This is a genomic window from Pseudovibrio sp. Alg231-02, assembly GCF_900143565.1.
GTDB lineage: Bacteria > Pseudomonadota > Alphaproteobacteria > Rhizobiales > Stappiaceae > Pseudovibrio.
On the sequence record NZ_FREX01000001.1, the window covers coordinates 526,626 to 550,856 of the forward strand.

At 50.5% G+C, this 24,231-nt stretch carries 27 protein-coding genes; 15 read left to right on the forward strand and 12 right to left on the reverse strand.

The features are described from left to right. The first annotated feature begins 7 nt into the window (after window positions 1-7). From DHN43_RS02120 to DHN43_RS02130, 3 genes are all read left to right on the forward strand, one after another. Window positions 8-718, forward strand: coding sequence for an ABC transporter permease (locus DHN43_RS02120; protein ID WP_057465985.1), 711 nt, complete (start codon window positions 8-10; stop codon window positions 716-718). After that, on the forward strand, window positions 715-1,632 hold the full coding sequence (locus DHN43_RS02125) for an ABC transporter permease (protein WP_199914758.1): 918 nt from the start codon (window positions 715-717) through the stop codon (window positions 1,630-1,632). The genes DHN43_RS02120 and DHN43_RS02125 overlap by 4 nt, the downstream gene beginning before the upstream one ends. Before the next feature lie 247 nt (window positions 1,633-1,879). After that, window positions 1,880-2,761 carry an NAD(P)-dependent oxidoreductase gene (locus DHN43_RS02130; RefSeq protein ID WP_108817572.1) on the forward strand — a complete coding sequence of 294 codons (882 nt, stop codon included), beginning with the start codon at window positions 1,880-1,882 and terminating at the stop codon, window positions 2,759-2,761. Window positions 2,762-2,824: 63 nt separating this feature from the next. On the opposite strand, the gene DHN43_RS02135 is transcribed toward DHN43_RS02130, so the two are convergent. The 3 genes from DHN43_RS02135 to DHN43_RS02145 all read right to left on the reverse strand — a co-directional run bounded on the left by DHN43_RS02135 (window position 2,825) and on the right by DHN43_RS02145 (window position 4,809). Further along, window positions 2,825-3,316, reverse strand: a complete 492-nt coding sequence (locus DHN43_RS02135; protein ID WP_057465982.1) for an Lrp/AsnC family transcriptional regulator — start codon at window positions 3,314-3,316, stop codon at window positions 2,825-2,827. Window positions 3,317-3,550: 234 nt separating this feature from the next. Further along, window positions 3,551-4,084, reverse strand: coding sequence for a uracil-DNA glycosylase family protein (locus DHN43_RS02140; RefSeq protein WP_082831097.1), 534 nt, complete (start codon window positions 4,082-4,084; stop codon window positions 3,551-3,553). An 80-nt stretch (window positions 4,085-4,164) separates the two neighbouring features. Next, window positions 4,165-4,809 (reverse strand): glutathione S-transferase, encoded by a 645-nt coding sequence (locus DHN43_RS02145; protein WP_082597167.1) that lies wholly within the window; start codon window positions 4,807-4,809, stop codon window positions 4,165-4,167. 204 nt (window positions 4,810-5,013) lie between these two features. Here DHN43_RS02145 and DHN43_RS02150 point away from each other — a divergent pair, with 204 nt between their 5' ends. The 3 genes from DHN43_RS02150 (at window position 5,014) to DHN43_RS27250 (ending at window position 7,412) form a co-directional block, all read left to right on the forward strand. Continuing rightward, entirely contained in the window at window positions 5,014-6,564 is a 1,551-nt protein-coding gene (locus DHN43_RS02150; RefSeq protein ID WP_275078087.1) for a sensor histidine kinase, read from the forward strand. A gap of 47 nt (window positions 6,565-6,611) precedes the next feature. Further along, the gene (locus tag DHN43_RS27245) at window positions 6,612-6,968 is read left to right on the forward strand and encodes a GFA family protein (protein ID WP_208981844.1); all 357 of its coding nucleotides are present in this window, start codon (window positions 6,612-6,614) and stop codon (window positions 6,966-6,968) included. 87 nt (window positions 6,969-7,055) lie between these two features. Beyond that, window positions 7,056-7,412, forward strand: coding sequence for a GFA family protein (locus DHN43_RS27250; protein ID WP_208860398.1), 357 nt, complete (start codon window positions 7,056-7,058; stop codon window positions 7,410-7,412). Window positions 7,413-7,577: 165 nt separating this feature from the next. Here the strand turns inward: DHN43_RS27250 and cobT are convergent, their stop codons facing one another. Further along, the gene (gene cobT / locus DHN43_RS02165; RefSeq protein WP_063293179.1) at window positions 7,578-8,606 is read right to left on the reverse strand and encodes a nicotinate-nucleotide--dimethylbenzimidazole phosphoribosyltransferase; all 1,029 of its coding nucleotides are present in this window, start codon (window positions 8,604-8,606) and stop codon (window positions 7,578-7,580) included. 301 nt (window positions 8,607-8,907) lie between these two features. On the opposite strand from cobT, the gene DHN43_RS02170 reads away from it, so the two are divergent. From DHN43_RS02170 to DHN43_RS02185, 4 genes are all read left to right on the forward strand, one after another. Further along, window positions 8,908-9,726, forward strand: a complete 819-nt coding sequence (locus DHN43_RS02170; protein ID WP_108817573.1) for an adenosylcobinamide-GDP ribazoletransferase — start codon at window positions 8,908-8,910, stop codon at window positions 9,724-9,726. A gap of 155 nt (window positions 9,727-9,881) precedes the next feature. Next, on the forward strand, window positions 9,882-11,054 hold the full coding sequence (locus DHN43_RS02175; protein ID WP_108817574.1) for an alpha/beta hydrolase: 1,173 nt from the start codon (window positions 9,882-9,884) through the stop codon (window positions 11,052-11,054). A 40-nt stretch (window positions 11,055-11,094) separates the two neighbouring features. Then, complete coding sequence (locus tag DHN43_RS02180) at window positions 11,095-11,316, forward strand: DUF1289 domain-containing protein (protein ID WP_199914759.1); 222 nt, start codon at window positions 11,095-11,097, stop codon at window positions 11,314-11,316. Then, window positions 11,301-11,999, forward strand: coding sequence for a retropepsin-like aspartic protease family protein (locus DHN43_RS02185; RefSeq protein ID WP_108817576.1), 699 nt, complete (start codon window positions 11,301-11,303; stop codon window positions 11,997-11,999). Before DHN43_RS02180 ends, DHN43_RS02185 begins: the two co-directional genes overlap by 16 nt. 78 nt (window positions 12,000-12,077) lie before the next feature. Here the strand turns inward: DHN43_RS02185 and DHN43_RS02190 are convergent, their stop codons facing one another. Further along, entirely contained in the window at window positions 12,078-12,899 is an 822-nt protein-coding gene (locus DHN43_RS02190; RefSeq protein ID WP_063288305.1) for a sulfite exporter TauE/SafE family protein, read from the reverse strand. A gap of 82 nt (window positions 12,900-12,981) precedes the next feature. After that, on the reverse strand, window positions 12,982-14,028 hold the full coding sequence (gene dusA / locus DHN43_RS02195; RefSeq protein ID WP_108817577.1) for a tRNA dihydrouridine(20/20a) synthase DusA: 1,047 nt from the start codon (window positions 14,026-14,028) through the stop codon (window positions 12,982-12,984). A gap of 107 nt (window positions 14,029-14,135) precedes the next feature. On the opposite strand from dusA, the gene DHN43_RS02200 reads away from it, so the two are divergent. Beyond that, a complete protein-coding gene (locus DHN43_RS02200; protein ID WP_108817578.1) occupies window positions 14,136-15,263 on the forward strand; it encodes an integrase in 1,128 nt (375 codons plus the stop codon). A gap of 63 nt (window positions 15,264-15,326) precedes the next feature. On the opposite strand, the gene DHN43_RS02205 is transcribed toward DHN43_RS02200, so the two are convergent. Together DHN43_RS02205 and DHN43_RS02210 are read right to left on the reverse strand one after the other, a co-directional pair. Continuing rightward, window positions 15,327-15,857 carry a GNAT family N-acetyltransferase gene (locus DHN43_RS02205; protein WP_108817579.1) on the reverse strand — a complete coding sequence of 177 codons (531 nt, stop codon included), beginning with the start codon at window positions 15,855-15,857 and terminating at the stop codon, window positions 15,327-15,329. Between the two features lie 211 nt (window positions 15,858-16,068). Beyond that, entirely contained in the window at window positions 16,069-16,326 is a 258-nt protein-coding gene (locus tag DHN43_RS02210) for a YjhX family toxin (protein ID WP_063295959.1), read from the reverse strand. 623 nt (window positions 16,327-16,949) lie between these two features. On the opposite strand from DHN43_RS02210, the gene DHN43_RS02215 reads away from it, so the two are divergent. Further along, complete coding sequence (locus DHN43_RS02215) at window positions 16,950-17,255, forward strand: hypothetical protein (RefSeq protein ID WP_108817580.1); 306 nt, start codon at window positions 16,950-16,952, stop codon at window positions 17,253-17,255. A 271-nt stretch (window positions 17,256-17,526) separates the two neighbouring features. On the opposite strand, the gene DHN43_RS02220 is transcribed toward DHN43_RS02215, so the two are convergent. Beyond that, entirely contained in the window at window positions 17,527-18,393 is an 867-nt protein-coding gene (locus DHN43_RS02220; protein WP_108817581.1) for a BRO-N domain-containing protein, read from the reverse strand. Further along, window positions 18,390-18,647: a hypothetical protein gene (locus tag DHN43_RS02225; RefSeq protein WP_108817582.1), complete on the reverse strand. Its 258-nt coding sequence runs from the start codon at window positions 18,645-18,647 to the stop codon at window positions 18,390-18,392. Before DHN43_RS02225 ends, DHN43_RS02220 begins: the two co-directional genes overlap by 4 nt. Here DHN43_RS02225 and DHN43_RS27520 point away from each other — a divergent pair. From DHN43_RS27520 to DHN43_RS02235, 3 genes are all read left to right on the forward strand, one after another. Beyond that, the gene (locus DHN43_RS27520) at window positions 18,646-18,771 is read left to right on the forward strand and encodes a hypothetical protein (protein WP_256387153.1); all 126 of its coding nucleotides are present in this window, start codon (window positions 18,646-18,648) and stop codon (window positions 18,769-18,771) included. The two genes, DHN43_RS02225 and DHN43_RS27520, sit on opposite strands and share 2 nt — an antisense overlap. A 1,207-nt stretch (window positions 18,772-19,978) precedes the next feature. Continuing rightward, window positions 19,979-22,411 carry an AAA family ATPase gene (locus tag DHN43_RS02230; protein WP_108817583.1) on the forward strand — a complete coding sequence of 811 codons (2,433 nt, stop codon included), beginning with the start codon at window positions 19,979-19,981 and terminating at the stop codon, window positions 22,409-22,411. Between the two features lie 51 nt (window positions 22,412-22,462). Next, window positions 22,463-23,119, forward strand: a complete 657-nt coding sequence (locus DHN43_RS02235; RefSeq protein ID WP_108817584.1) for a hypothetical protein — start codon at window positions 22,463-22,465, stop codon at window positions 23,117-23,119. A gap of 316 nt (window positions 23,120-23,435) precedes the next feature. Here the strand turns inward: DHN43_RS02235 and DHN43_RS02240 are convergent, their stop codons facing one another. Both DHN43_RS02240 and DHN43_RS02245 read right to left on the reverse strand, forming a co-directional pair. Beyond that, window positions 23,436-23,630 carry a hypothetical protein gene (locus tag DHN43_RS02240; protein ID WP_063288283.1) on the reverse strand — a complete coding sequence of 65 codons (195 nt, stop codon included), beginning with the start codon at window positions 23,628-23,630 and terminating at the stop codon, window positions 23,436-23,438. 76 nt (window positions 23,631-23,706) lie between these two features. Continuing rightward, window positions 23,707-24,210 carry a thermonuclease family protein gene (locus tag DHN43_RS02245; RefSeq protein ID WP_108817585.1) on the reverse strand — a complete coding sequence of 168 codons (504 nt, stop codon included), beginning with the start codon at window positions 24,208-24,210 and terminating at the stop codon, window positions 23,707-23,709. Window positions 24,211-24,231: the final 21 nt, after the last annotated feature.

The window sequence follows — 24,231 nt, forward strand, 5'->3', positions numbered from 1 at the left end:
CCCCGTAATGAATGAAATTTTCACACTCTTGTCCTTTGGGGACATGGGCTGGGGCGATGAGATAGCACTTGGCGTTGTTATGACCGTCTCCCTTGCGTTGGCAAGCCTTCCCATTGGCTTGCTTTTGGGGTTTCTGCTGGCGCTTGCGAAGAAGTCCGAAGAGCCTTCTCTCCGCGCTGCAGCCAACATTTACACGACAATTTTTCGGGGACTTCCCGAGCTTCTAACCCTTTTCCTTGTCTATTACGGTGGTCAGATCCTCATTCAACAAGTGCTTGCGCTGTTCGGGGAATTCTATTTTGAGGTGAACGCATTTCTGGCAGGGATGATTGCCCTGTCGCTTGTGTTTTCTTCCTACGCTTCCGAAGCTTTCCTTTCTGCCTTCCGCGCAATCAACAAAGGCCAGTATGAAGGTGCGAATGCGCTCGGTCTGGGATACGTGCAGACCATGCGTCTGGTTATCCTGCCGCAGCTCGTCCGCCTGTCCTTGCCTGCGCTGAGCAATCTGTGGCTCATCTTGCTGAAAGAGACCTCTCTGGTCTCCATTATCGGTCTGGCGGACATTATTCGCTATTCCAATATGGCAGCGCGGACCACCAAAGAACCGTTCCTGTTCTTTTCGGTTGCTTGCGTGATTTATCTCGTTCTGGCTGTGATCTCTTCCGGTGGCATTTCCCGCCTGGATGCATGGGCTAAACGCGGGGAGATCTCCAGATGAGTGATGCATCTATCGGCACTCCGGGAAGCTACGTTCAATCTCAGGCCATTCAGGCAAAAGCCCCTCCTCCGTCTCCGACATCTCGTCCGTGGACGCCAACGCGTATTGTTGGCACCACATGGTTGACACTTTGGATCGTCAGCGGACTGGGCATTGTATGGTTCCTGCTGAATTCAAACAGCGTTGCATTGGTGTTTGACGGCGAAGGTCTGCTGCCTGTTTCACTCACCCACAATGCGAAGTTCCTGACCAAGTATGGTGAGAAATTTGTTTCAGGCTTCATCATCACACTGAAGCTTGTTGGCGTTTCCATGCTGCTGGGCGTTCTGCTTTCCATTCCGATGACCTTCATGCGGATGAGCAAGAACCGTGTTCTGGGCGGCATTGCGTATGGCTACGTCTATTTCTTCCGCGGTACTCCGTTGCTGGCGCAGGTGTTCCTGATTTATTATGGCGCGGGTACGTTCCGTGAGCCACTGGAATCCGTTGATCTATGGTGGTTCTTCCGTGATGCGTGGAACTGTGCTGTTCTGGCGTTCACGCTGAACACCGCTGCCTATCAGGTGGAAATCCTGCGCGGTTCCATTGAGAACATTGCCAGAGGACAGTGGGAAGCTGCGTCTGCGCTTGGTCTTCCGAAGTGGGTGACTTTCTGGAAAATTATTCTACCGCAGGCTCTGATCGTCTCTCTGCGCCCTTATGGTAACGAGATCATTTTGATGATCAAAGGCTCCGCGATTGTAGCGATCATCACCATCTACGATCTGATGGGTGAAACGCGTCGTGCGTTCTCACGGACCTATGACTTCCAGGCGTATGTTTGGGCTGCGATTGCTTATCTGGTGATGGTGGAGACATTGCGCCGGGCATGGGATCGCATTGAGGCTCGTTTGACGCGTCACCTAAAAAGATAAGCCAATAGGCAGAGATGAATACTTGAAAGCGCGGGTCCAAAAGCCTGCGCTTTTTTCATTGGTACACCTAGGGCGCGTTGCGTTCAGTAACGCTCACGCATCGCGCTCCCGCATCTTTGGTGGAGCGAATTCTTGTCGTTTAGTTGAATACAATAAAACGGAACGCGCTCTCGTGAATTTACGTGGTATCTGCTGGTGAAGCTGGTAGTGTTGCTGCGCTCTGATTCAAGATTATAAGGATAGTCCGATGGCAAAGGTCGCGTTTATTGGTTTGGGTGTTATGGGATACCCAATGGCGGGTTTTCTGGCCTCACGTGGTGGGCATGACGTTACCGTTTACAACCGGACAACAGCCAAAGCAGAGGCATGGGCCAAAGAATACGATGGCTCCTTCGCTCTGACCCCTCAGGAGGCCGTTGAGGGCTGTGACGTTGTTTTTGCTTGTGTTGGCAACGACAACGACCTGCGCTCTGTTACGACCGGCGAGAACGGCGCATTTCACGGCATGAAGACTGGCGCTATCTTCGTGGACCACACCACAGCTTCTGCTCAGGTGGCTCGCGAGCTGGATGAGGCAGCGCGTGCGGGAGGATTTTCCTTCCTTGACGCGCCCGTCTCAGGTGGGCAGGCAGGTGCTGAGAATGGTGTGCTGACCGTTATGATTGGCGGTGAGGAAGACGTCTTTAATCGCGCAAAACCGTTCATCGATTGCTTTGCAAAGTTTGCCGGTTTGATGGGTCCTGTTGGCGCTGGCCAGCAAACCAAGATGGTCAATCAGATTTGCATTGCTGGTCTGGTGCAGGGTCTGTCTGAGGCAATTCATTTTGCGCAGAAGTCCGGCCTTGATGTTGAGAAAGCTATTTCAGCAGTGCGCGGCGGGGCGGCACAGTCCTGGCAGATGGAGAACCGTTGGGAGACCATGCGTGACGGTGAGTTCGAGCATGGCTTTGCAGTGGACTGGATGCGCAAGGATCTGAAGATCTGCCTTGAGGCAGCTGACGAGGTTGGCGCACGCCTGCCGGTGACTGCGCTGGTGGATCAGTTCTACTCAGAGGTTCAAGGCATGGGTGGCAATCGCTGGGATACCTCCAGCCTGATTGCCCGGCTGAACAACGCCGACAAGAAGTAAGAAAACACAAAGCCCCGATCAGATGACCGGGGCTTTTTAATTCTCAGCTTTGCCTAACAAGTCCTATGACATGTTCGCTTTTGGTTTTTCGGCGATGATGTAGGAGAGTGGCAGTTCAGTTGTGTACTTGATCTGCTCCATCGCGAAAGACGTGGACACGTCCGCGATATTTACCTTTGCAATCAGCCGCTTATAGAAATCGTCGTAGGCATCAATGTCTGGCACGGCAACGCGCAGCAGGTAGTCTACCTGTCCGGCCATGCGGTAGAATTCCACCACTTCCGGGAACTCTCGGATGACATCTGCAAATTTGCGGAGCCAGTCGTCGGTGTGTTCGTTGGTGGTGATGGCGACGAAAGCGGTGACTTTGGCGTTGACCTTCTTTGGGTCAAGCACTGCGACGCGGCGGGTGATGACGCCGTCTTCTTCCATCTTCTGGATACGGCGCCAGCATGGGGTGGTTGATAAGCCGACGCGGCGACCGATCTCAGCTACGGGAATGGTGCTGTCTTCTTGTAGAATGGACAGAATGCGACGGTCGATCCTATCGATCATATTATACCCCTATCTCCCACCGGAATTATTGTTTGGCGCAAAATCATTGCAGGAAGCATAAGGTCATGTGAAATGTTATTCCAGCTTCAAACAGCAAGATTTATGCAGGAATATAGGTTTTCGTTCTACGCATAATTAAATTCATGAAATTTATTTTCATCAAGATGGATTTTAGCGGGGACCAAAGAAAACCGTTCTCATATTTATAGGCACATAAAAAAAGAATCTCTCAAATCAGCTCAAAAGACGGCTTACTTCTTCTTTCAGGAGCGGAAGCAGCTCATTTTCGAACCAGGGATGCTTTTTTATGTGGGCATTGTTGCGCCAGGAAGGATGAGGGAGCGGGAGAACGCGAGGGCCGAGGCCTTGGGCATGGCGCTCGACTGTCCTGTCCCAGATTGATCGAAAATCAGCAATTGTTTCCCAGAGGCGTTTTTTGGTCAGCTCGGGCATGTGGTAGGCCTGTGCGTAGCCACCTATTGCCAGCAGTGTTTCAATCTGTGGCATATTGCTGAATATTTCTTGATGCCAGGTCTTCTTGCATTCCGGCCTCGGCGGCTTGTCGCCCCCTTTTGAGTCCAATCCCGGAAAACACAGGCCCATGGGGATAATTGCAAGTTTGGCGGGGTCGTAGAAGACCTCTTCCCCTATGCCCATCCAGTCGCGCAGGCGATCTCCTGACGGGTCGGTAAACGGTTTGCCTGAGGCGTGGACGCGCGTTCCCGGTGCCTGACCGCATATGGCGATACGTGCTGTTGAGGACAGCACAACAACTGGCCTTGGCTCGTGGGGCAATGGCTGGCGGATGGGTTGCTCTACACAAACCCTGCACGCGGCAATGCGCCCTCTTAAGCGCTGGAGGTCTCTTTCATCACCTGAAGGGCTGCCTGCACGCCCGGACGCTCTGTCATTTTTGCATACCATCTGCGCAGATTACCAAGTTCCTCAGGGACTTGCAGCTTAATTACGCGAGCAAAGTTGATTGCTGCGAACAATGTGATGTCAGCGATTGAATACCGGTCACCGGCAACAAACTGATTGTCTGCCAGTTGCCTATCAAAAATGGCCAGTGTCTCCAGAACTTTAGGCCTGTTCGCCTCTCCCCATTCCTTGATCTGCGGCTGCTCCAGCGGAGCCATGGCCGGATTGGTGTGGCGGAATACCTGGGAAATCTGATTTAACAGCCTCAGATCAGCACGCCGGTTCCACATCTCAATCAGCGCTCTTTCCTTGGCCGTCTGGCCCAGCAAAGGCTTGAGTGGGTTCATTTCTTCTATGTAGCGACAGATGGCACAGCTTTCAGATATCGCTGTTCCATCCTCCAGCACGAGCACGGGCAATCGCTGAAACGGATTGATCGCTTTAAACTCATCTGCCTTCAATTCGCCATGCATGAAATCTACGTAGGCAGTGTTAACCTTAACGCCCTTCTCAGCAAGGAACAGAGTGACGCGAAAAGGGTTAGGTGCTTGCCTATGGCTATAAAGTTTCAACGGTGCCTCCCAACAACCACGAGCTGTTGCCCCTACAATCTAAAAGAGAATCTGTCCCAAAATGGGGCAAAAACCTAGCATTTTTTAGACCCTGTAAACTCAACATTAACCTTATGAATCAGAGCAATCTTAAGAGATCATGTTCATTCTGGTCAAAAGAGCAAGTATCCCGTCAATCTATTGGCACACAGAGGCCGAGAATACATGAACAACGGATCGTCGCAGAATAGTAAGGACAAAACAACTATTAATCGTGCCCGAGCAAATCGCCGGCGCGAGGTTGCACGTACCGTAACGGATGCTCGCGAACGTCTTGGCACCGTTGAGGGCGTGAGACCCAGTTTTGAAGCTGATCTTATTTTGATGTTCGTGAAGAACAGATTGTCCGTGGCCTACGCCATGCCGATGATCGCCATTGTGGCTGCGACCATCTCAAGTGTATGGCTTCCTGTGGAAGTGGCCGGAGGCTGGCTAGCCGCCATGCTGATCGCTCACTCCCTTATTCTTCTTTCTACAAAACGAATGGAAAAAAGCTTAGCTCAGGAAGGTGATCTGCGCTCAATCCGCAGAGAGCTTTTTGCTGGTGATATGCTCTATGGCATTGTTTGGGCTATCTTTTTTATCGGAAACCTGCAGTTCAACACGGATTACGGGTTTGGCGTTTTTCAGTTTGCGACCATGCTGATCGTCATTGCCATGGCGACCATGTTGTCGTCCCCTCTCCCCGGCGCTTTGCTGGCTGCCACGGCCCCGATTACGGGCGCACTGATCTTCAGTTTCTGGCAGTATGACAGCATGCCTCATTACGCGATGGGGATGATGGCGATAGGGGCGCAGCTGTTCTTTTATATCCTCAGCAAACAGTTGCATAACTCCGCTTTGACCTTGCTGGAATACCGCGCAGAGAAGGACCACCTGATCTCCGAGATGGAACAGGTGAATGCAATTTCTCAGGAAGCACGACGCCGTGCTGAGGAAGCAAACCTGGCTAAAACACGTTTTCTTGCGACAATGAGTCACGAATTACGCACACCTCTGAATGCGATTCTCGGGTTCTCTGAGGTGATGAAGGACGAAGTTCTTGGCCAGATGCATAATAAAACCTATCTGGATTACTCCAAGGATATCAATCAGTCTGGTGAGCATCTGCTCAATCTGATCAATGAGATTTTAGACCTGTCTCGCATTGAGGCAGGCCGTTATGAGTTGCAGGAGGAACCAGTCTGTCTGCGTGACGTGGCAGCAGCCTGCAAGCACATGATGCACATGCGGGCGGCGGCGAAGAACATCGAGATTCATGAGATCTACGAGAGTGGTTTGAGCAAAGTCTGGGCCGATGAAAAAGCCCTGCGCCAGATGGTGCTGAACCTTTTGACCAACGCCGTAAAGTTTACGCCTCCTGAGGGGGAAATCTCAATTCATGTGGGCATCGACAATTCAGGCGGTCAATACATCAGTGTAAGCGATACAGGTACTGGTATTCCTGAGGAAGAGATCCCTGTGGTGCTGCAGGCTTTTGGTCAGGGCACACAGGCTATCCAGGATGCGGAGCAAGGCACCGGCCTTGGCCTTTCCATTGTGCAAGCATTGGCGCATATGCATGAGGGTGAGTTCAAACTTGCCTCCAAACTGCGTGAAGGAACGCAGGCAACAATCTCGCTGCCAGCCAAGCGCGTGCTGAGCCATATCGACCCGATCCCCACACCAGACCCGAGTACACGCAAGGATAGAGAGCCCTTGCTTCGTGCAGGCTAAGGGTATACGTTCCTAATTTGTTCTAGGTGCGTATATTGGGGGGATGTATGCTTCGTGGTTCATGCCATTGCGGTGCAGTTAAATTTGAATTTCGTGAAAATCCAGAATGGCTGACAGAGTGCAATTGCTCTGCCTGCCGTCGTTACGGCACTGTTTGGGCGCACGGATCACCCAGGAATGTGAGCATTGAAAAAGCTCCCGATGCGACATTCACCTATATTTGGGGTGATAAGATGATCGCGTTCCATACCTGTAAAACCTGCGGAAACACCACTCACTGGTCCGACCTGGACGAGGATTATGATCGTATGGCAGTCAACACACGTCTAGTGCCGATTGAGGATGTGAAAGACATCCCTATCCGCCATTTTGACGGTGCTGATACGGGGCAGTTTCTGGATTAAACCCATTCTCTTTTCATCGTGATCCTGCACCCTGCATTGCCTTGGGTTTAAGGATCGACGCTTCTATTCATTTACCGGGAGAAACACATGTTACGCGGCTCATGCCATTGCGGTGCAGTTAAGTTTGAATTTCGTGAAAAACCGGAGTGGCTGACGGAGTGCAATTGCTCTGCCTGTCGTCGCTACGGCACCATCTGGGCGCATGGTTCGCCCAAGAACGTGAGTATTGAGAAAGAGCCGGACGCGACCTTTACGTATTTGTGGGGCGACAAGGGCCTTGAGTTCCATACCTGCAAAACGTGCGGGAACACCACGCACTGGGCGCCGGTTGATCCTGACGGGGATAAAATGGCGGTGAACACACGGTTGGTGCCTGCTGAGGATGTGAAAGACATCCGTGTGCGCCACTTTGATGGTGCTGATACGTGGCGCTTTGTAGATTAGCGCAGCTCATCAAACCCACGTTTGCGTTGCTATGTGCGTTGGTTTGAAAGGAAAGCGGTTTTCCTGCGTTATTTGCTGAAATTGAAAAAGGCCGCCTCAACTCGTCTGAGTGAGGCGGCCTTTTTTCAATTTATTCCCCTCCTCGGCGGAGGGGCTATTCTCAACTTAGTCCTGAGCTGCAACGCCTGCATCAGCGAAGGTCGCCATGCCTGCATGCGTTGCTGCTGCTGCTTTGATGATGCCTGCTGCGATGGCTGCACCGGAACCTTCACCCAGGCGCATGCCCAGATCCAGAAGAGGTTTGCCGCCCATCTCGGTCAGGGCGCGGCGGTGTGCAGGTTCAGCGGAGGCATGAGAGAACACACAGTGCTCCAACGCAGTCTTGTCCATCTTGTAAAGGATGGCAGCTGCAGCGGAGGTGACGAAGCCATCAACAACGACAGGAACCTGCTGCATGCGCGCTGCAAGAATAACACCGGCCATTGCTGCGATTTCGCGACCACCGATCCGGCGCAGAACTTCCAGAGGCTCAACTTTGCCCGGTCCGCCGATCCGCTGCACAGCTTGCTCAACAACAGCAATTTTGTTTTTCAGCGCATCGCCCTGAACGCCAGTGCCTGGGCCAACCCACTCTTCTGCAGTGCCGCCGAACAGCGCGTAGAAGATGGCAGCGGCTACAGTGGTGTTTGCGATGCCCATTTCGCCAAGGCAGAGCAGATCCGTCCCGCCGGAGATCGCTTCCATGCCGAAGGCCATGGTTGCTGCGCACTCGGATTCTTCAAAAGCGTCTTCCTCAGAGATGTCCGGGGTTGGCATTTCGAGCGCCAGTTCAAACACTTTGAGGCCAAGGTCATACGCAATGCAAAGCTGGTTTACGGCTGCGCCGCCCGCTGCAAAGTTGGAGACCATCTGTGCGGTCACTTCTTTCGGGAAAGCAGAAACGCCTTTGTCAGCAACGCCATGGTTTGCGGCAAACACAGCAACCAGTGGGCGGGTGACTTTTGGCATTGGCATGCCCTGCCAGGCTGCCAGCCATTCCACCAACTCTTCCAGACGGCCCAAAGAGCCTTGAGGCTTCGTCAACTGCGCATCGCGTTTCTTCACTGCCTCAATTGCTTCAAGGCTTGGACCAGGCATTGCGCCCACCAGGTTTCTGATATCATCGAATGGCAGTGCAGACGTTGCAAGAGACATACGCTTCTCCGAACTTAAAGCAGTTCTCATTCAGGTTGGATCAGTTGAACTGCTTTAGCTTTTGTTTCCGCGCACCTTTTATCCGAAAACCAGTTTCCACTTTTCGGAGATGCACATTAGTTGACCCGCAAAACAGAATTTTGCGCTTTGTTGTTTGCGCAGATCTATAAGCCACTGGAGGCAGAATACAAATGAGACTTATCAACTATTTGTGGTTTCCACGGCTTTGCAAACTACAAATTGTTGTTCTAACTGAATCCAGCGGTATTTCATGCCTGTTTCATTTCTGTGAGAACCCATCATGTCCGACGACAAACATTCAGAAGATTCTCTTCCCACACCTTCCTCCATTTTGGCCGAGGTGGCGGAACTGGTGCGCTTCTTCTCCCGCATTCCCCTGCCGAAACTTGGGAGCTGGGATGATTTGAACACAGCACCGGATTTTCGTATGCGCGCGCGCAGCATTCCGCTGGCGGGTATTGTCATTTCACTGCCAAGCATGCTGGTGTTACTCGTGCTCTCCCAGAGTGCTCTGTCGCCTGCCATTATTGCGCTGCTTGCGATTGCTGTGGCGGCGGCTGTGCAGGGCTGCCTGCATGAAGATGGCCTTTCTGATGTAGTTGACGGGTTCTTTGGTGGTCATACGGCTGAGCGCCGGCTTGAGATCATGAAAGACAGCCGCATTGGGGCTTTTGGCACAGTGGCACTTGTGCTTTCCCTGAGCCTGCGCTGGCTGCTGCTTTCCATGTTGCTGGAGAGGTTTGGCGGCATGGGCGCGGCGCTTGGTTATCTGGCCGCGGAAACGACTGGCCGGGTTGGTATGATCTGGATCTGGAACACCATGCCACCTGCTTATCATGGCGGGCTGTCCACTCGCTTTGGCATCCCCCAGAACAGTGCTGTCTCCTGGGCTGCGGGCTTTGCCTTGCCACTGCTGATCATAAGCTTGTTCTACCTCAGCTTCTGGCAAGTGGCGTTTGGGGCAGCATTCAGCTTTGTGGTGGTCGGCGCCTTAGCAAAACTGTCTCTGGCAAAAATCAAGGGCATCACTGGTGATGTTTTGGGGGCTGCGCAACAAGTTGGTTCACTGGGCTTCCTGCTGGGCGTCCTTGCTCTTTAGAGCCTGCTGCGTGTGCTTGCCTGAAAACCGGGGCAGCGCTTTTAAGAAACCATCATTGTGCAATCTTTTGCTAGCATTTTAGCTTTATTCTACGCGCATTGATTGCCTAGAACACGTTTGTCTCACTGATTGAACCTTACGGGCTCGGAGAAATCATGAAGCTTTCTTTTGCTTGCGCACTGTCTGCATTAAAACGCGCTGCCACTGTTGCACTGGCCGCTGCCGTCCTTGCTGGTTGTGCCTCCCGGCCCGGACCAGATGCCTTGCGTGTTTCTTTAGAGGAAGCGCCGGGAACCAGAGAAGTCAGCATGCTCATCGCCACCACACGCGCACGCTCTGACGTTCCTCACCAACTTTACTCTTCAGAACGCTCTGAAGGCGTGGACTTTGGATCGGCGACCATCTCCATTCCGCCAACCCATAAACCGGGCCGGATTGCATGGCCGTCTTCCTCTCCGGGCGACCCGAACACTGATTTTGTGGTGCGCCAAGCCTCTTACATTGATGGCAATGCCGCCTTTCAGAAAGAGATAAACCGCGAACTTGCAACGCGCTCCGGGAAAGAGCGTGAGGCTGTGTTGTTTATTCATGGGTACAACACCCGCTTTTCTGAAGGTGTTTTCAGACTGGCGCAAATGGCAGCTGATGCAAAAGCAAACCGCTTGCCCATTTTGTTCACCTGGGCCTCAGCGGGTTATCTCACAGACTATATTTATGATACTAACAGTGTTGCCATTGCGCGAGATGGACTGGAGAAAGTCCTCATTGATCTGACCAATTCCAATGCGCAGCGTATCACCATTGTGGCTCATTCTCTTGGAAACCTGCTGCTTCTGGAGACCTTGAGGCAAATGGAGCTTCAGGGTAAAGGGCTTTTGAAGAATAAAAAAGTCACCGTTGTCATGGCATCTCCTGACATCGATATTGATGTTTTCGAAACAATGATTACCTCTCTTGGGTACAGAGCAAACCCTGTTTTCGTTCTGGTCTCGCGTGATGACCGGGCACTGCGCTTCTCTCGCAGGCTTGCGGGTGGTAAAGCACGTGTTGGTGATGTGGAAGACGATGAAAGGCTGACCAAACTTGGCATTGTTGTTATTGATCTGACAGAGGTTGAGTCACAAGATTCGATCAACCATGACAAATATGCGCAGCTTGCTCAGTTTGGCCCTCAACTTGTCAAAGCGCTTGAGCAGGGTAAGCAGAACAGAAGCAAACAGGGTATTGGCGGGCGCCTTGGCAATGCCGGACGCAGCTTTACCGAGTTCCTTGGCCACACAGCCAAGATTGTGGTGAGCACACCCGGATCAGTTTCAACGCGCCCTTAAGACGCGCGTTGGAGCCCCAACGATATTGTAGGACTTTATTTTGTCAGTCACTTTAGAACCACCCGCCAGCCCTTGTTTAAAACTGTGTAAGCTGGATGAAGACCGGAGGATGTGCGTGAGCTGTTGGCGCCTTTTGAGTGAGATTTCCGGATGGGGTTCCCTCTCCGCACAAGCTCAACATGATGTGCTGGCAAAGCTCCCTGCCCGGAAAGCCAGATTTCTCACAGTAACACAGGAGGATGTGCAATGCGCTGGACGATAGGCCTTGTCATCCTTATTGGCGCAATGGTGATTGGCGTTGCGACTGGTTACCTTGGAACACCTGAGTTTTTGGGCGACAAATTTCAGGAGGACGGGCCGCGCCTCGTTGCCCTACTCGCCATGGGAATTGTGATTGGCATGGGCGTGCTCATCCGCCGTCCAAAATTCCGCGAAGTTTTTGGCGCAGTCATCTTCTGGGGTGGTTTGGCTCTGCTGCTGATTATCGGCTACTCGTACCGTTATGAGCTGATGACCGTTCGTGACCGTGTGATGTCCGAGCTGTTCCCCGGCACCATTTCGCAGACAGCCAGCGGCGAGTTAGTGATCTCTCGCGGCATCAACCATCAGTTTTTCATTGATGCGCAGGTGGATGGCACCTCTGTCGATATGCTGGTAGATACAGGCGCCTCCCATATCACCCTGTCTTATGGCGATGCCCGCCGGGTTGGCATCGATACGCAGAACCTGTCCTTCACGACACCGGTTTCGACTGCCAACGGCATGGGTTTTGTGGCCCGTGTGCGCTTGCAGGACATGCAGATTGGAGACTGGGACCTAAACGATGTGCCTGCCTTTGTGGCGCAGGAGGAGATGCTCTCCACCAGCTTGTTGGGCATGAGCGCCCTGAACACGTTTGCCAGTTGGCGCGTAGAAGGCAATCAGCTGATCCTGAAGGCCCGCTAAACAATCATCTGATATCAGATAAAAGAAAGCCGCTGACATCACTGTCAGCGGCTTTTCTTGTTTCTAAGAGGGGCTGGCTTACAGCAGGCTGAAGGTAAACCGGGCGCAAGCGATGAGCAGGAAGACACCGAACGCGACCTCTAGCTTGCGCTTTGGCAAATTGTGCGCGAAGTGCGCGCCCAGTGGGGCCACATAGATTGTGATCGGAATGATCAGCGCCACGGCCAGCAGGTTGATGTAGCCAACAGAGAACGGTGGAAGATTGGGAGCCCCCCACCCTGCGGCGACCATGCCGAAGACAGCCGGAATTGAAATCAACACTCCAACACCGGAGGATGTTGCAACCGCCTGATGGATTGGACGGCCAAACAAGGTCATGAAGGTGTTGTTCATAACGCCTCCACCAATGCCCATGAGCGTTGAGAAGAAGCCGATCAGCACGCCAATGAGCGCACGCACCGGATTGCCCGGAATATCGTTGCCCAGCTTCCAGCTTTCACGATTGAACAGCATACGCATTGCGACCACGAACGCGATCACTGCAAAGATGCCCTTGAGCGTATCCCCTGAAACGAGCGCGGCAACATAAGATGCTAGCAGCACGCCAATAGGTACCGGAATGATCCAGCTTTTCAGCAAGGACAGATCCACGGCGCCCTTCTTTTTATGTGCGAAGAACGACCGTAAAGACGTTGGTACGATCACTCCCAGAGAGGATGCCACCGAGATGTGGACCACGACGTCAGGATCAACCCCCACTTCCGTTAAAATGGTCACGAGAACCGGCACAAGGATTGCGCCGCCTCCGATACCAAACAATCCTGCCAGAAAACCTGCTAGTGCGCCGGAGGCAACCAATGCCGCTCCGAAACCCAGCATAGACGCTGTAATCATGTCCATGCTGCCCCCTCCTCAATTCCAAACGAATTTTTATACGCGCACTCTTGTCCGACAACCGGTAACCACTTTTCGGGAGTGCGCTTTAAATCAATGCGGCCTCTTTTTGCTCGCGTGCTTCACGCATTACACTTTGATGGTGTGATACGGCGGCCAGTGCATCTTCCAGCACCTCAATGCCAGCGCCTGTCTTGTTTGCATCCACCGTCATGATACGGCGGAAATGACGGGCACCGGGAACGCCTTGGTATGTTCCTAAAATATGGCGGGTGATTGACGCCAGCTTTGTGCCAGCGGTCAGTTCATCCTCAATGTAACTGCGGTAAAGGTCCATCGCCTCAACAGGAGAGATTGCGGCACTGTCTTTTCCGTAGACCACGCGGTCCACTTCAGCCAGCAGCATAGGGTTTTGATAGGCTGCGCGGCCCATCATAACACCGTCCAGCTTTTCCAAATGCGCCGAGGTCTCGTCCAATGTGGCTACACCGCCGTTGACGCCGATAAACACGTCCGGCAGGCGTTGCTTCAGGCGGTAGACAAGGTCGTAATCCAGCGGTGGCACATCGCGGTTTTCCTTCGGGCTCAGGCCTTTCAGCCAGGCCTTGCGGGCATGCACCCACAGTGCGTCCGTGCCAGCTGCGATGACTTTATTTGCCAGCGCATTCAGCGCTTCCTCCGGTTCCTGATCATCCACCCCAATGCGGCATTTGGTGGTGACAGGAATAGACACAACATCCTTCATGGCAGCAATGCCCTCTGCGACCAATTCAGGTTCCAGCATGAGGCAGGCGCCAAACTTGCCGGACTGTACCCGGTCAGACGGGCAGCCCACGTTGAGGTTGACCTCATCATAGCCCCAGTCTTCTACCATCTTGGCACACTCGGCCAGCGTTTTGGGATCAGAGCCCCCCAACTGGCAGGCAACTGGTTGCTCATCTTTAGAAAACCGAAGATGACGGTCCCTGTCGCCATGGATCAAGGCGCCAGTGGTGACCATCTCAGTATAGAGCAGCGAGTTCTTTGAAAGGACACGATGAAATGCACGACAATGCCTGTCCGTCCAGTCAAGCATCGGCGCGACTGCGAAGACGGACTGATTGATATCATAGAGTTTTTTTGTTTTTTCAATCATTTAGCATTCCTAGAACTCTATCGAATTCGTACCGTTTCTGTCCGTTATTGACTATCGCGTCCCTTCTGGTACGAATAATTCGTACTCGAAAAGGGCGGTTCGTACCGATGGGCACTATAGTCTCAAAACCACGCAAAGATGGCAGTATCTCACATTGCGCGCAGATACTCATCAAGCGAAAAGGCAAAATTGTCCATCGAGAAAGCAAGGTCTTCTCCCGCAAGAGGGCAGCCCAAGCATGGCTCAACAAACGAGAGACCGAATTATCGCTTCCAGGTGGGCTAGAACAAGCCCAAAAACCCTCGAAGACTTTAGGGGAGGTAATAAAGCGATATATCGAAGATCACAACAAAAACATTGGCCGCACCAAGGCACAGGTTTTAGAGACAATCCGAGAGCAACATGCGATCGCAGACCTGGACTGCACTGAGATCCGGTCCGAGCACATCGTTGAGTTTGCAAAACAGCTTTCTCAAAACGTCCAGCCGCAAACAGTCGGCAATTATCTCTCCCATCTTTCAGCGGTGTTTTCCATTGCACGCGCTGCATGGGGCTATCCTCTCGACAAGCAAGTCATGGAAGACGCGCATATCGTATGCAAACGCCTGGGCATCACATCAAAGTCCAAACAGCGGGAGCGCCGACCATCACTGGAGGAGCTGGACAAGCTGCTAAAGCATTTTTGCCTGAGCCAAACAAAATATCCCGGCAGCACTCCTATGCAGCAGATTATCCCGTTTGCTCTTTTTTCTACGCGCCGTCTTGATGAGATTTGCAGACTAACGTGGGCTGACTTCGACAAAGATCACAAACGCATCTGGGTGAGAGACATGAAGCACCCTGGTGAGAAGATCGGAAACGATGTTCTGGTTGACCTGCCAGACCGAGCAATCTCTTTCCTTGAAAATCAAGATGAAGTTGACGAGAAGATTTTCCCTTACAACCCGAGAACCATCTCAACGACCTTCACGAGAGCCTGCAAGGTGCTTGGCATTGAGGATCTGCACTTTCACGATCTGAGGCACGAGGGCATTTCGATCTTGTTTGAAAGCGGCCTAACCATCCCTCACGTCGCAGCTGTTTCTGGCCACAGGAGCTGGACCTCACTGAAGCGTTACGCTCACATTCAAAGCAGTGCAGACAGATATGAGGATTGGGATTGGTTGAATAAGTTGCTGGTGACCATGGATAACTCAGCAGATAAAACCTTAGAGTTCAGCACCGCCGAAAGCTAGGTTTGACACTTGGAGTTAGATGAATAGAAGGGAGCACTCACCCTTCTATCCAATTTGCGGGTGTTATCCCGGTCTGCCAGAGGTATCCCAGAACATAGGATCCATTATTGGTTCCGCGGCAACAGAAGTGCCTGCGATACCTTCCATAGATCCTGGTTTAACTTCCAGCATTCTCCATGCTTCGGGGTGCTTCATGAGCTCATGGTGCGGTGAAAGGACTTTCGCTTGAACGAAGCCCCTTGATGCATAGTAGCTCGGGTGCCCAAGAACAAAGATTGCATCTGCGCCAATGAGTTTCAGATGATACACGCCTTTCTCGATCAGCTCTTTGCCGATCCCTGTTCCCTGATGCTCAGGCAAAACACCGAGCGGAGCCAGAAGAAAACACTTCTTCTCTGGGTGATCATCAAGTTGGAACGGCGAAAAGAGTATGTTTCCGGCTATCCGCAGTCCTCGATAAACATTGATCGAGATAGTTTCAGGCAACAACAAAAACTCTTCCGTCATTTTTTCTATGACAGGGCCTTCCTCTTCGCCAAAAGCTTGCAAGTGAAGGTCTTGTATTTCTACTTTATCGTTTTCAGTATTGATCATGCTAATTTTCCATGTTGGTTTCGTGGTTGCGCTTCACCAGATCCATCAAATTTAGCGATCGCGTACGAGTTGCGGGCCTTTGCAGAACAGATCGCCAGCAGTGACTTGTCTGATCTGCACAGTATTAAGATGTTGGATAAGCTTCGGAATTTCCGGACAAATCGCGTAATTCACCGACGACGACATCTTGATCAAGCCCGCGCACGGCTACCTAACGGTTATCAACCTGAGATCTTACAAGTATAAGACCTCTTTTGGTGACACGGTAAGGTGCGCTTTGCTTGGACGCGATCAATTTTCGACGTTTGAGCTTGCGAAATACTTCGTCGCTCAGGCCGGAAAATCTCCACCCTTCACGGGTGAATAATTCGATTTTGGAAATATGGCGGCCGTCGTCTTTTTCGACGCGGATGTAACCGCCTTGCGCCAACATATGCAGAATTTTCTGCTCTGGTCTGGAGATGTCCATTGGAGTTGGTTACCCAAATACATGCGTAGTCGTCTCCCTTTCCAATTGAATTGGACCGGGTGCATGAATTTCAGCTTTCTGCCAGGCCGGGTATCACTCTGATACAAGCGATAGATCCAACCCTCTTGCAATACGACCTAAATGTCAGATTGCGAAAAGGCAGTCAGCAAGGTTACCGATTCTCTTGTTTAAACAAAAACTCTCCAGATTTGTGGCTGTGAAGCAGCGACTTCGTACATTATGCGCATCGCATTTGGCAAGTACTTTTTTAAGGAGGATGATTGCGAAGGGCAAAGAGGCTGCTGTGGCGGCGTTTACATACGCTAGATGCAGCGCCTCTACGATGGCAGTGACGATATGCAAGAGGTCTGGAAGGAATGGTAACGCGAATTAGCACGGATTACATAAGAGGATTATTGCAAGTGCGTAAACGCAAATAGTCCAACAAAGGTGGATGGTCAGCGCTTACTCTTGATCCGGGCTGCGACTATCCAGCAGCGTGCAGCGTCAATGATGCATAGCGCTACGAATTTGTCTGTGGGGAGTGCAGATTATCGCATAGAGAAACTATCCGCTACTGATAGAAGCGACGACGACATATAAGACTAATTAGGGACAAGTTTATGAAATTACTTTCTATTTCGTTTGGGCTGCTTTTGGCAACAGGTTCTGCGGCGGTTGCTAAAGATCAGGTGAGTGTTGATGAAATGAAAGAGCTTCTCGTCACTGAACTGCGCGCTAACAACTGCGAAATCAAGTTTCCTGATCTAATGAAGATATTGCAAAAGAATGGCTTCACACCTGACAAAAATGAAACGACGGGCAAAAGCGATTTTGACGTTGCTCAAGATGCCATCAAGTTGCTGGACGATGAAAACAAGGCTGATACAGAAGCCCGTACTTTGATTTTGACTGACGGTTCCTGCTGATCATTCAAAGATAATTTTGTAGTACGCGTTAAAAATCGGCTTTCTCCCAAAAGCCGATTTTTTCTCTCTCGCCCTGTTAGAGCTTACCTCTCGGGTATTGACCCGTTATCTTCTGTAAAATGGAACAGGAATTATTCGAGCAAGCGTCAGGCTCCCATTTCGGCTGTATCGTCGGTCTTAAGGGCAAAGGCAGCAAAAACAAGTGCAGAAGAAGCCTCTTTTTATCGCCTTAAGTCGGGACCACCACCCCAATAGGTGGTGAGGCCTCTCCCTACCCCACATAACTCTCCACCAATGAGAGGGGCAGTATCACTGCTCTTCTTTGCTTGCCGTCGATCATGATGGCGTTTTGGGATTGGCAGGCGGCGGGGAGTTTTTGCAAGGCTAGTTTCCAGTTGCCGTGCCATTGGGTGAGGCGGAAGACCTCCCACAGGTAGTCGTGATCGTAGGCGATGGCGACGCCGTCGGGGTAGGCATGGGGGCGCAGTTTGAGGCCCAGTTGTTCCATGCGGCGGGCGCCGACGTCATCTGCCAGGGCGAAGGCCAGGGCAATGCGGACGGAGAGGTTTTTGCCGCAGGTGAAGTTGATCAGGTGGGTCAGGCAGCCATCGGGATCATCGGCGGCGGTGCCGGCCACCTGGTTGACGCCCTCGCCTGCGATATCCGGCAGGCCGAGCCTGTCCCACAGCTGCATGGCGGCCTCGCGGCCATAGATGTAGCGCGCTTCTTTGAGCAGATTGGCGCGGGCGTTCATCTCGTTGACGAGCAGCACCTGCTTTGCGTCTGGCCCTTGCTGCTTTTGCGGTGTGGGGCCCATGGAGTAGGAGCCGGACTGGCGCAACGCGGGCAGCACTTCTGCCGTCACCCATTTTTTGAACTTTTTGGCCGCTGGCTTGCGGGATTCAAAAATGAGCGAGTAGAGGCCGCTCTCATTCACCGCAGTTGTTTGCCGCCTGCCCGCGTTCGTGTCGGTTGAAACGACACGAACGTCATCGCTGTCAAGTTTGGTGACGGCATCGCGGCTGTTCTTGATCTCCAGCACGGTGCAGACATCTTTGGCGATGAACCAGAACAGGCCGTCTACCGACAATGTACGCAGGCTGTGATCTTCAAAGTCGAAGATGGTGAGCGCGCTCATGCCTGCCCTCCCCGGTTCAGCTTGCTGATGTTGCTTTCCATGGCGTCCAGCTCCCTGATGAGATCGCTGTGACGCTCGGAGAGTTCATCCTGCAAGGCAACGGCTGCGTTCCACAGCGGGCTTGGACTGGAGATTTCATTAGAGACATGCCCCAGAGCCTGAAACAGCCCCTCGATGCGTGCTGCAAGGCTCTGCAGTGCCGAATGGCTGGAGGAAAGGGCTTGAAGTGAGGTATTCCGGGAAAATTCTGTCATGACTAATTCCCTTGTGTATGGATTTAGTCTGGTCGACACCTGCGAAAATGGCGGCCAGACGCCACGGGTTCGCAGACCGGCACACAAGGAAACCGGCAGGCATAAAGCCTCCCATAACGCCTGACCATATGCGCAACAAAAAACGCGCTCAAAAGCGGTTTTCTGGCGCGTCGACGCCTTGTGTGTTTCATTCAGGCTGCGAAACCCGGCTCACCGCTTTCGGATGAGCATGGACAGGTTGACGGAGGATGGGAAGGTTGTCAAGGGAGGTGAGTTGTTCATTTAGAAGGTAGTCAAGTTCTAGCGCGAACTTGAAACTAAATTCTTCGTCGAAGCTCAAACTCGAGGTTATACACGTAGTCGAGGCTCGAAGTAGAAGCCAAACTCTTAGTCGAAGCTCAAAATCGAAGCTATACTCCTACTAGAGGCTCGAAGTAGAAGCCAAACTCTTAGTCGAAGCTCAAATTCGAAGCTATACTCTTAATCAAGACTCGAAGTAGAAACTAAACTCTTAGCCAAACCTCGAAAGTGAACTAACTCTAGAAATATAAAATAGCTATAGATAAGTTTATAAGAGTCATATGAGAGGCATACAAGCTAGTAGATAGATCATATAGCAATCGACTACCAATCAATATCGACTATAAGAGAACTTTCAAGAAATAAATGATTGGTCAATGTTTGGCCAACTATTCATATATATTCTTCATCACGAAGGATAAGCAGTAAATAGAAAGATTTTACTCTCAAATTCCTATTCTTTTCGGTGGATATTGCATTTTTTCTCTAACCGCAAGCGACGCATCCCTTGTTGAAACCAAGGCAATGTGATTGATTATCTTTCGGCGTAACTGTCTCAGTAATGAAATGAAGCGTCAAAAAAATAAAAGCGGCTTCCTTTGCAGAGGAAACCGCTTTTGTGAACTTTAATAGTACCAAAGGTGTTGGTCCTAAAAGTCCCATCTACAACAGCTATTCTAGCTGACAGGACGACTTGGAGCAACAGCTTTGGTGCCTCAAAACTAGAGGTATTAATACGATGACTGATTTCAGTCGCTCTTCTACGCCTACGCGTAGAGTAATTCTTCGTCGTTTTCGCAAAGATCCAAGAACTGGCAAGCTAATAGGTACTCACTTTGTGGGCTATCGAGCAAAGCCCAACCCATTCGATGATTAACTCAGAAAGCCCCGTCACTTCGGCGGGGCTTTTTTATGGCCAATCAGGCAGAGCTTGCCATCTAATAGGCGCAATAAACTCAGCAATACAAACCCGTAAAAAGTGATTAAAATCAGTGTGTAATTTCTATTTGAGTCTCTAAAGAGCTGCGCTGATGTACAAAAAAATCAACAAGATTGAGAGTTTCGGTGTCTTCAATGACTTTGTCTGGGACAATTCTGTAATTGCAAAAGGCACAGAACCCGATGAGTTCAAGAAGCTAAATATAATTTATGGACGAAATTATTCAGGCAAAACGACATTATCTCGCATGTTTCGAGCAATGGAACTCGGACGGTGGCCTGAAAATTACAATGCTGCAAAGTTCTCAATTACTGACACTGCAAATATTCAATTTGATCAATCTGCACACTCCATTGAAGAAAACGATTGCATCCGCGTTTACAACAAAGATTTCGTTTCTGAAAATCTGGGCTTTCTAACATCTGCTGATGGAGAGATTAAACCGTTTGCTGTGCTTGGTACGGTTAACAACCAGCTTGCTAGAATGGCAAAAGATCTAAAAGACAGATTGGGGTCTAAAGACGATGAGACTGGGTTACTTGGAGAGCTTAAGCATGCAGATGATGAAACGACAAAGGCTTCGCAGGAACTAAAATCTAAAAAGAAAGACTTTGAAGAGTTACGAAAGAAGTTTGCTAGCAGCACCGTCAAGCCTAATCCGCTTCTCGGTGAGTACAACTACAACATTTCAAAACTAGATAAAGACATCAAAGACTGCGAAAAGGACACGAAATCACATATCCTGAATGACGAAATCAAACACCAGCTGGAAAGTTCGATCAATGAACCCCGCAGGAAAGATATTTCGACCAGTGAGTTTGACCTATCTGCCCTCCTTTCGTTTGTTTCACGAGTAAACTCAGCTCTGGTAGAAGAGCTTGCGCCAGATTTTACACTTGCGGAACTGGTTCACAATAAAGCCCTACAACGTTGGGCAGAGAACGGAATAGAACTGCATAAGGGTAAGAGAAGCACATGCGGTTTTTGTGGTTCAGATCTTCCAGAGGACATTTGGGAGAAGTTTGATGCACATTTCAATCAAGAATCCAAAAGACTAAAGAAAACAGTCAATGATCTAATTAATGAGGTAGAGCACATTTCTTTGAAGTTTGAGGATGTGATCACCTACAACCTTGATGAGACGTATGAGAGTTATCGTGAAACTCTCTCCGTTTTCTTTGAGCAAGTGAACACTGAAACTGAGAAAATCAACGCTTATATCAAAAATGCGAAGAACGAACTTCACAAGAAACTGGACGATGTTTTTTCTCCTCGGCAGATACTCCCAATATTTCAGTCAAATCTACTTGATTCAATTACCTCACTGCAAGCGGTCGAAGTCGAGCATAACAAGCATAGTGAGCAACTAGATGGAAAGAAGAAAGAAGCTCAAGCTCAGATAAAAAACAATCTGATTGCTCAGTTTATCAGTAGCGCGGACTACTTCATCCGAAACCAAGCAGTGATCGATGCGCAAACTCGATATGATGAGGTCAAGGTGCGATGTGATCTGCTAACGGAGAATGTGAAAGAAATTGAAACTCAGTTAGAAGAGCTACTTGCTGAACGTATTGATGAAACTCACGGCGCCAAGATTGTAAGTAATTACCTGAGGAACTTCTTTGGTCACAATGGACTGGAGTTGGTTGCAATTAAAGGGACCAAAGGCACACAGTTCAAAGTACATCGAGCGAAGAAACTAGCTCATAACCTTAGTGAAGGCGAGTGCAGCTTGATTGCATTTTGTTACTTTATGGCTCGGCTGAGAGATGTTCAATCACAGGAAAAGAACTTGATAGTATGGATTGATGATCCAATCTCTAGCCTTGATAATAATCACGTTTTCTTTGTTTTTAGTTTGATAGAAGCTGAACTTGCTCGGCCAATTAAAGAAGATGGGCAACCCCAAAAAAAATACCGATACGACCAGCTGTTTATCTCAACTCATAATCTTGAGTTTTTGAAGTTTCTTAAGCGCTTAAGTGTCCCTATGACAAGGATCGAGGGAAAAAAGAATCCAATTACCGACTCTCGTTACTTCATGGTTGAGCGAATCAAAGACGAAAGTGCCTTGAAGAAGATGCCGCAGTATCTTTCTAAGTACATTACTGAGTTCAACTATCTGTTTCATCAAGTCCACAACTGTGCAACCATGCTGCAAACAGATGATAACTTTGAGAGTTTCTACAACTTCGGCAACAACTTGAGAAAATTTCTCGAAGCGTACTTGTACTTCAAGTACCCATCGACAAGATTAACAGCAGATCAACGTATCCAAAAGTTCTTTGCCCCTGATACTGGTGCTGCTGCATTGACAGGACGCGTGGCAAACGAGTTCTCTCATTTGGAAGAAATCTTTGATCGCAGCATGTCTCCCATTGACTACGACGAAATTCAAAAACTCGCGCGGTTTGTTTTGAAACGCATAAAGGAAGCAGATATCGACCAATATACCTCCTTGTTAGAGAGCATCGGTAAAGAGCTATCAGAAGATAATCTAGAAGCAGCTCCCGAACCCGCCTAATCAAGCAGTTGATGAATCGATAAAACTTATTTTCTCATTTGGAGTTTGTATATGTCCGGAACCGAAATGCCGAGTTTAGAGCCAACGGCAGCAGATGACATAAAACCAGCAGTTAAAGCAGTTGCGAGTTTAACTCCCTTTGTTGGTGGGGCGATTGCTGAGTACCTTGATACTGTTATTAGAGATAGGCGCTCTGATCGGATCGAGGCATTTATTCAAATGCTTGAAAAGAGAGTTAGTGATTTAGAGATTAACATTAAGGATTTGAAGTTAGAGGATTCTGAAACTCATATTATTCAAGAGGGTTTTATCGCTGCTTCAAGAACTCCCAACAGAGAAAGCATCGAGCAAATTGCCCGTGTAGTCTTTGCCTCATTCAAATCTGATGAAAGTACTCAAGCGCGAAACCGACTATTTATGCGGCTGTTAAATACTTATGAAGTAAGGCATTTCATGCTGTTGGAGCGGTTCCATAAACAGCAAGACATACAGCAAGAAGCAGCTATAAAGTACAACATAAAAACACTCGCCGACTTAGATAAAGCTTATGTCTCACAACTAGTTGCAGATGGAATGCTTATCCAAGCGCCTGCAGGTTGGGGCGGAGTTTCAGACGCTATGGGATACGAAACAAGTACTTTAGGAAAGGATTTTCTTCATACCACCGGTTGGGAGTTCGCATCAAAAGATGAAGCTATAAGTGACTAACTTATCGTTGTATTCAAAAACCGCAGCCAAAGCATGGTGGCTGCGGTCAAGAGCAAAGTCATTTAAGCCTCAAGACATTGATGTGATCAAGCTCGCTTTGAGGATCGTCATCACAGGCGAGCGAGACATGCTATCTGCCATCAGAGGGCTTCATGGAAATGGTTCTTTGGCTGACGCCGGATGACTTGTCCGCCCTCACTTCACTGCAGTCAATAATGGTCAGATATTGCGTGTCCCCTGTGGTGTGAAGCACCGTACCTTCCGCCGCCACCATCACATGTCCGGTGTCATCAGCCGTCTCAGGGTCTTCAGAGTTCTAATTCTTCTCCCGCAATTGCTTTCTTTTGAGCTGAATATCCAGAAACCTCAGCCAGACCACGAAGGCGGCGCCGAGCACGGTCAGCAGAATTATTGCGGCCTGCAGGAGCGGTTCTGCATAGCCCTCCCAGATGTTGGCGATCCAGGCAGAGCCTAAGGCTGCGGCGGTAGAAATCTCGTTGCGGGTGATCATGCAGCCCTCTCCTCAAAACAAAAGAAAACCCGGCATCGTGTGAGGCCGGGCTGAAGCGTCTTTTCCTGTGCCGGGCTTAGTTGTCCAGACACCACGGCGCTGCTTTGGTGCCGCCGTCGTAAGTCACCGCATGGCCGTTTTGGATGAGCAGTGCTCCCAGATCCCGCCCATCACTCAGGGCCAGTTTGCCCACGGCGCGGCCCGCATATTTGCCAAGCTTCACCCCGGTCAGCAGCAAGGTGTCATCCGGCTTTACATGGGCCTTCACAAACTCGGTTGCTTTGACGCCCAGTTGCTTCTCATGGGTCTTGATATGCGCCGGCACATTCGCCGCCTTGCCGCCATAGAGCGCGGTGCAGCCGGTGCTGCGCTTTTCCGGCGTATCAATGCCCTCCAGCCGCACATCCACACGCTTGAAGTCCATGGGCCAGACCTCCACAAACACGCGCAGCGTATCGGCATCAACGACTTTAATTGTCCTGGCGGTGTAGGGCCCGGGCAGCGTCCGGCTCTTGGCCAGCCCCTGCTCCGCGCTCGCCCAGATCGTCAGGCACAGCACTGCTGTCAGAAGATGTTTCATGGTGACCTCTTAAGGTTTGGC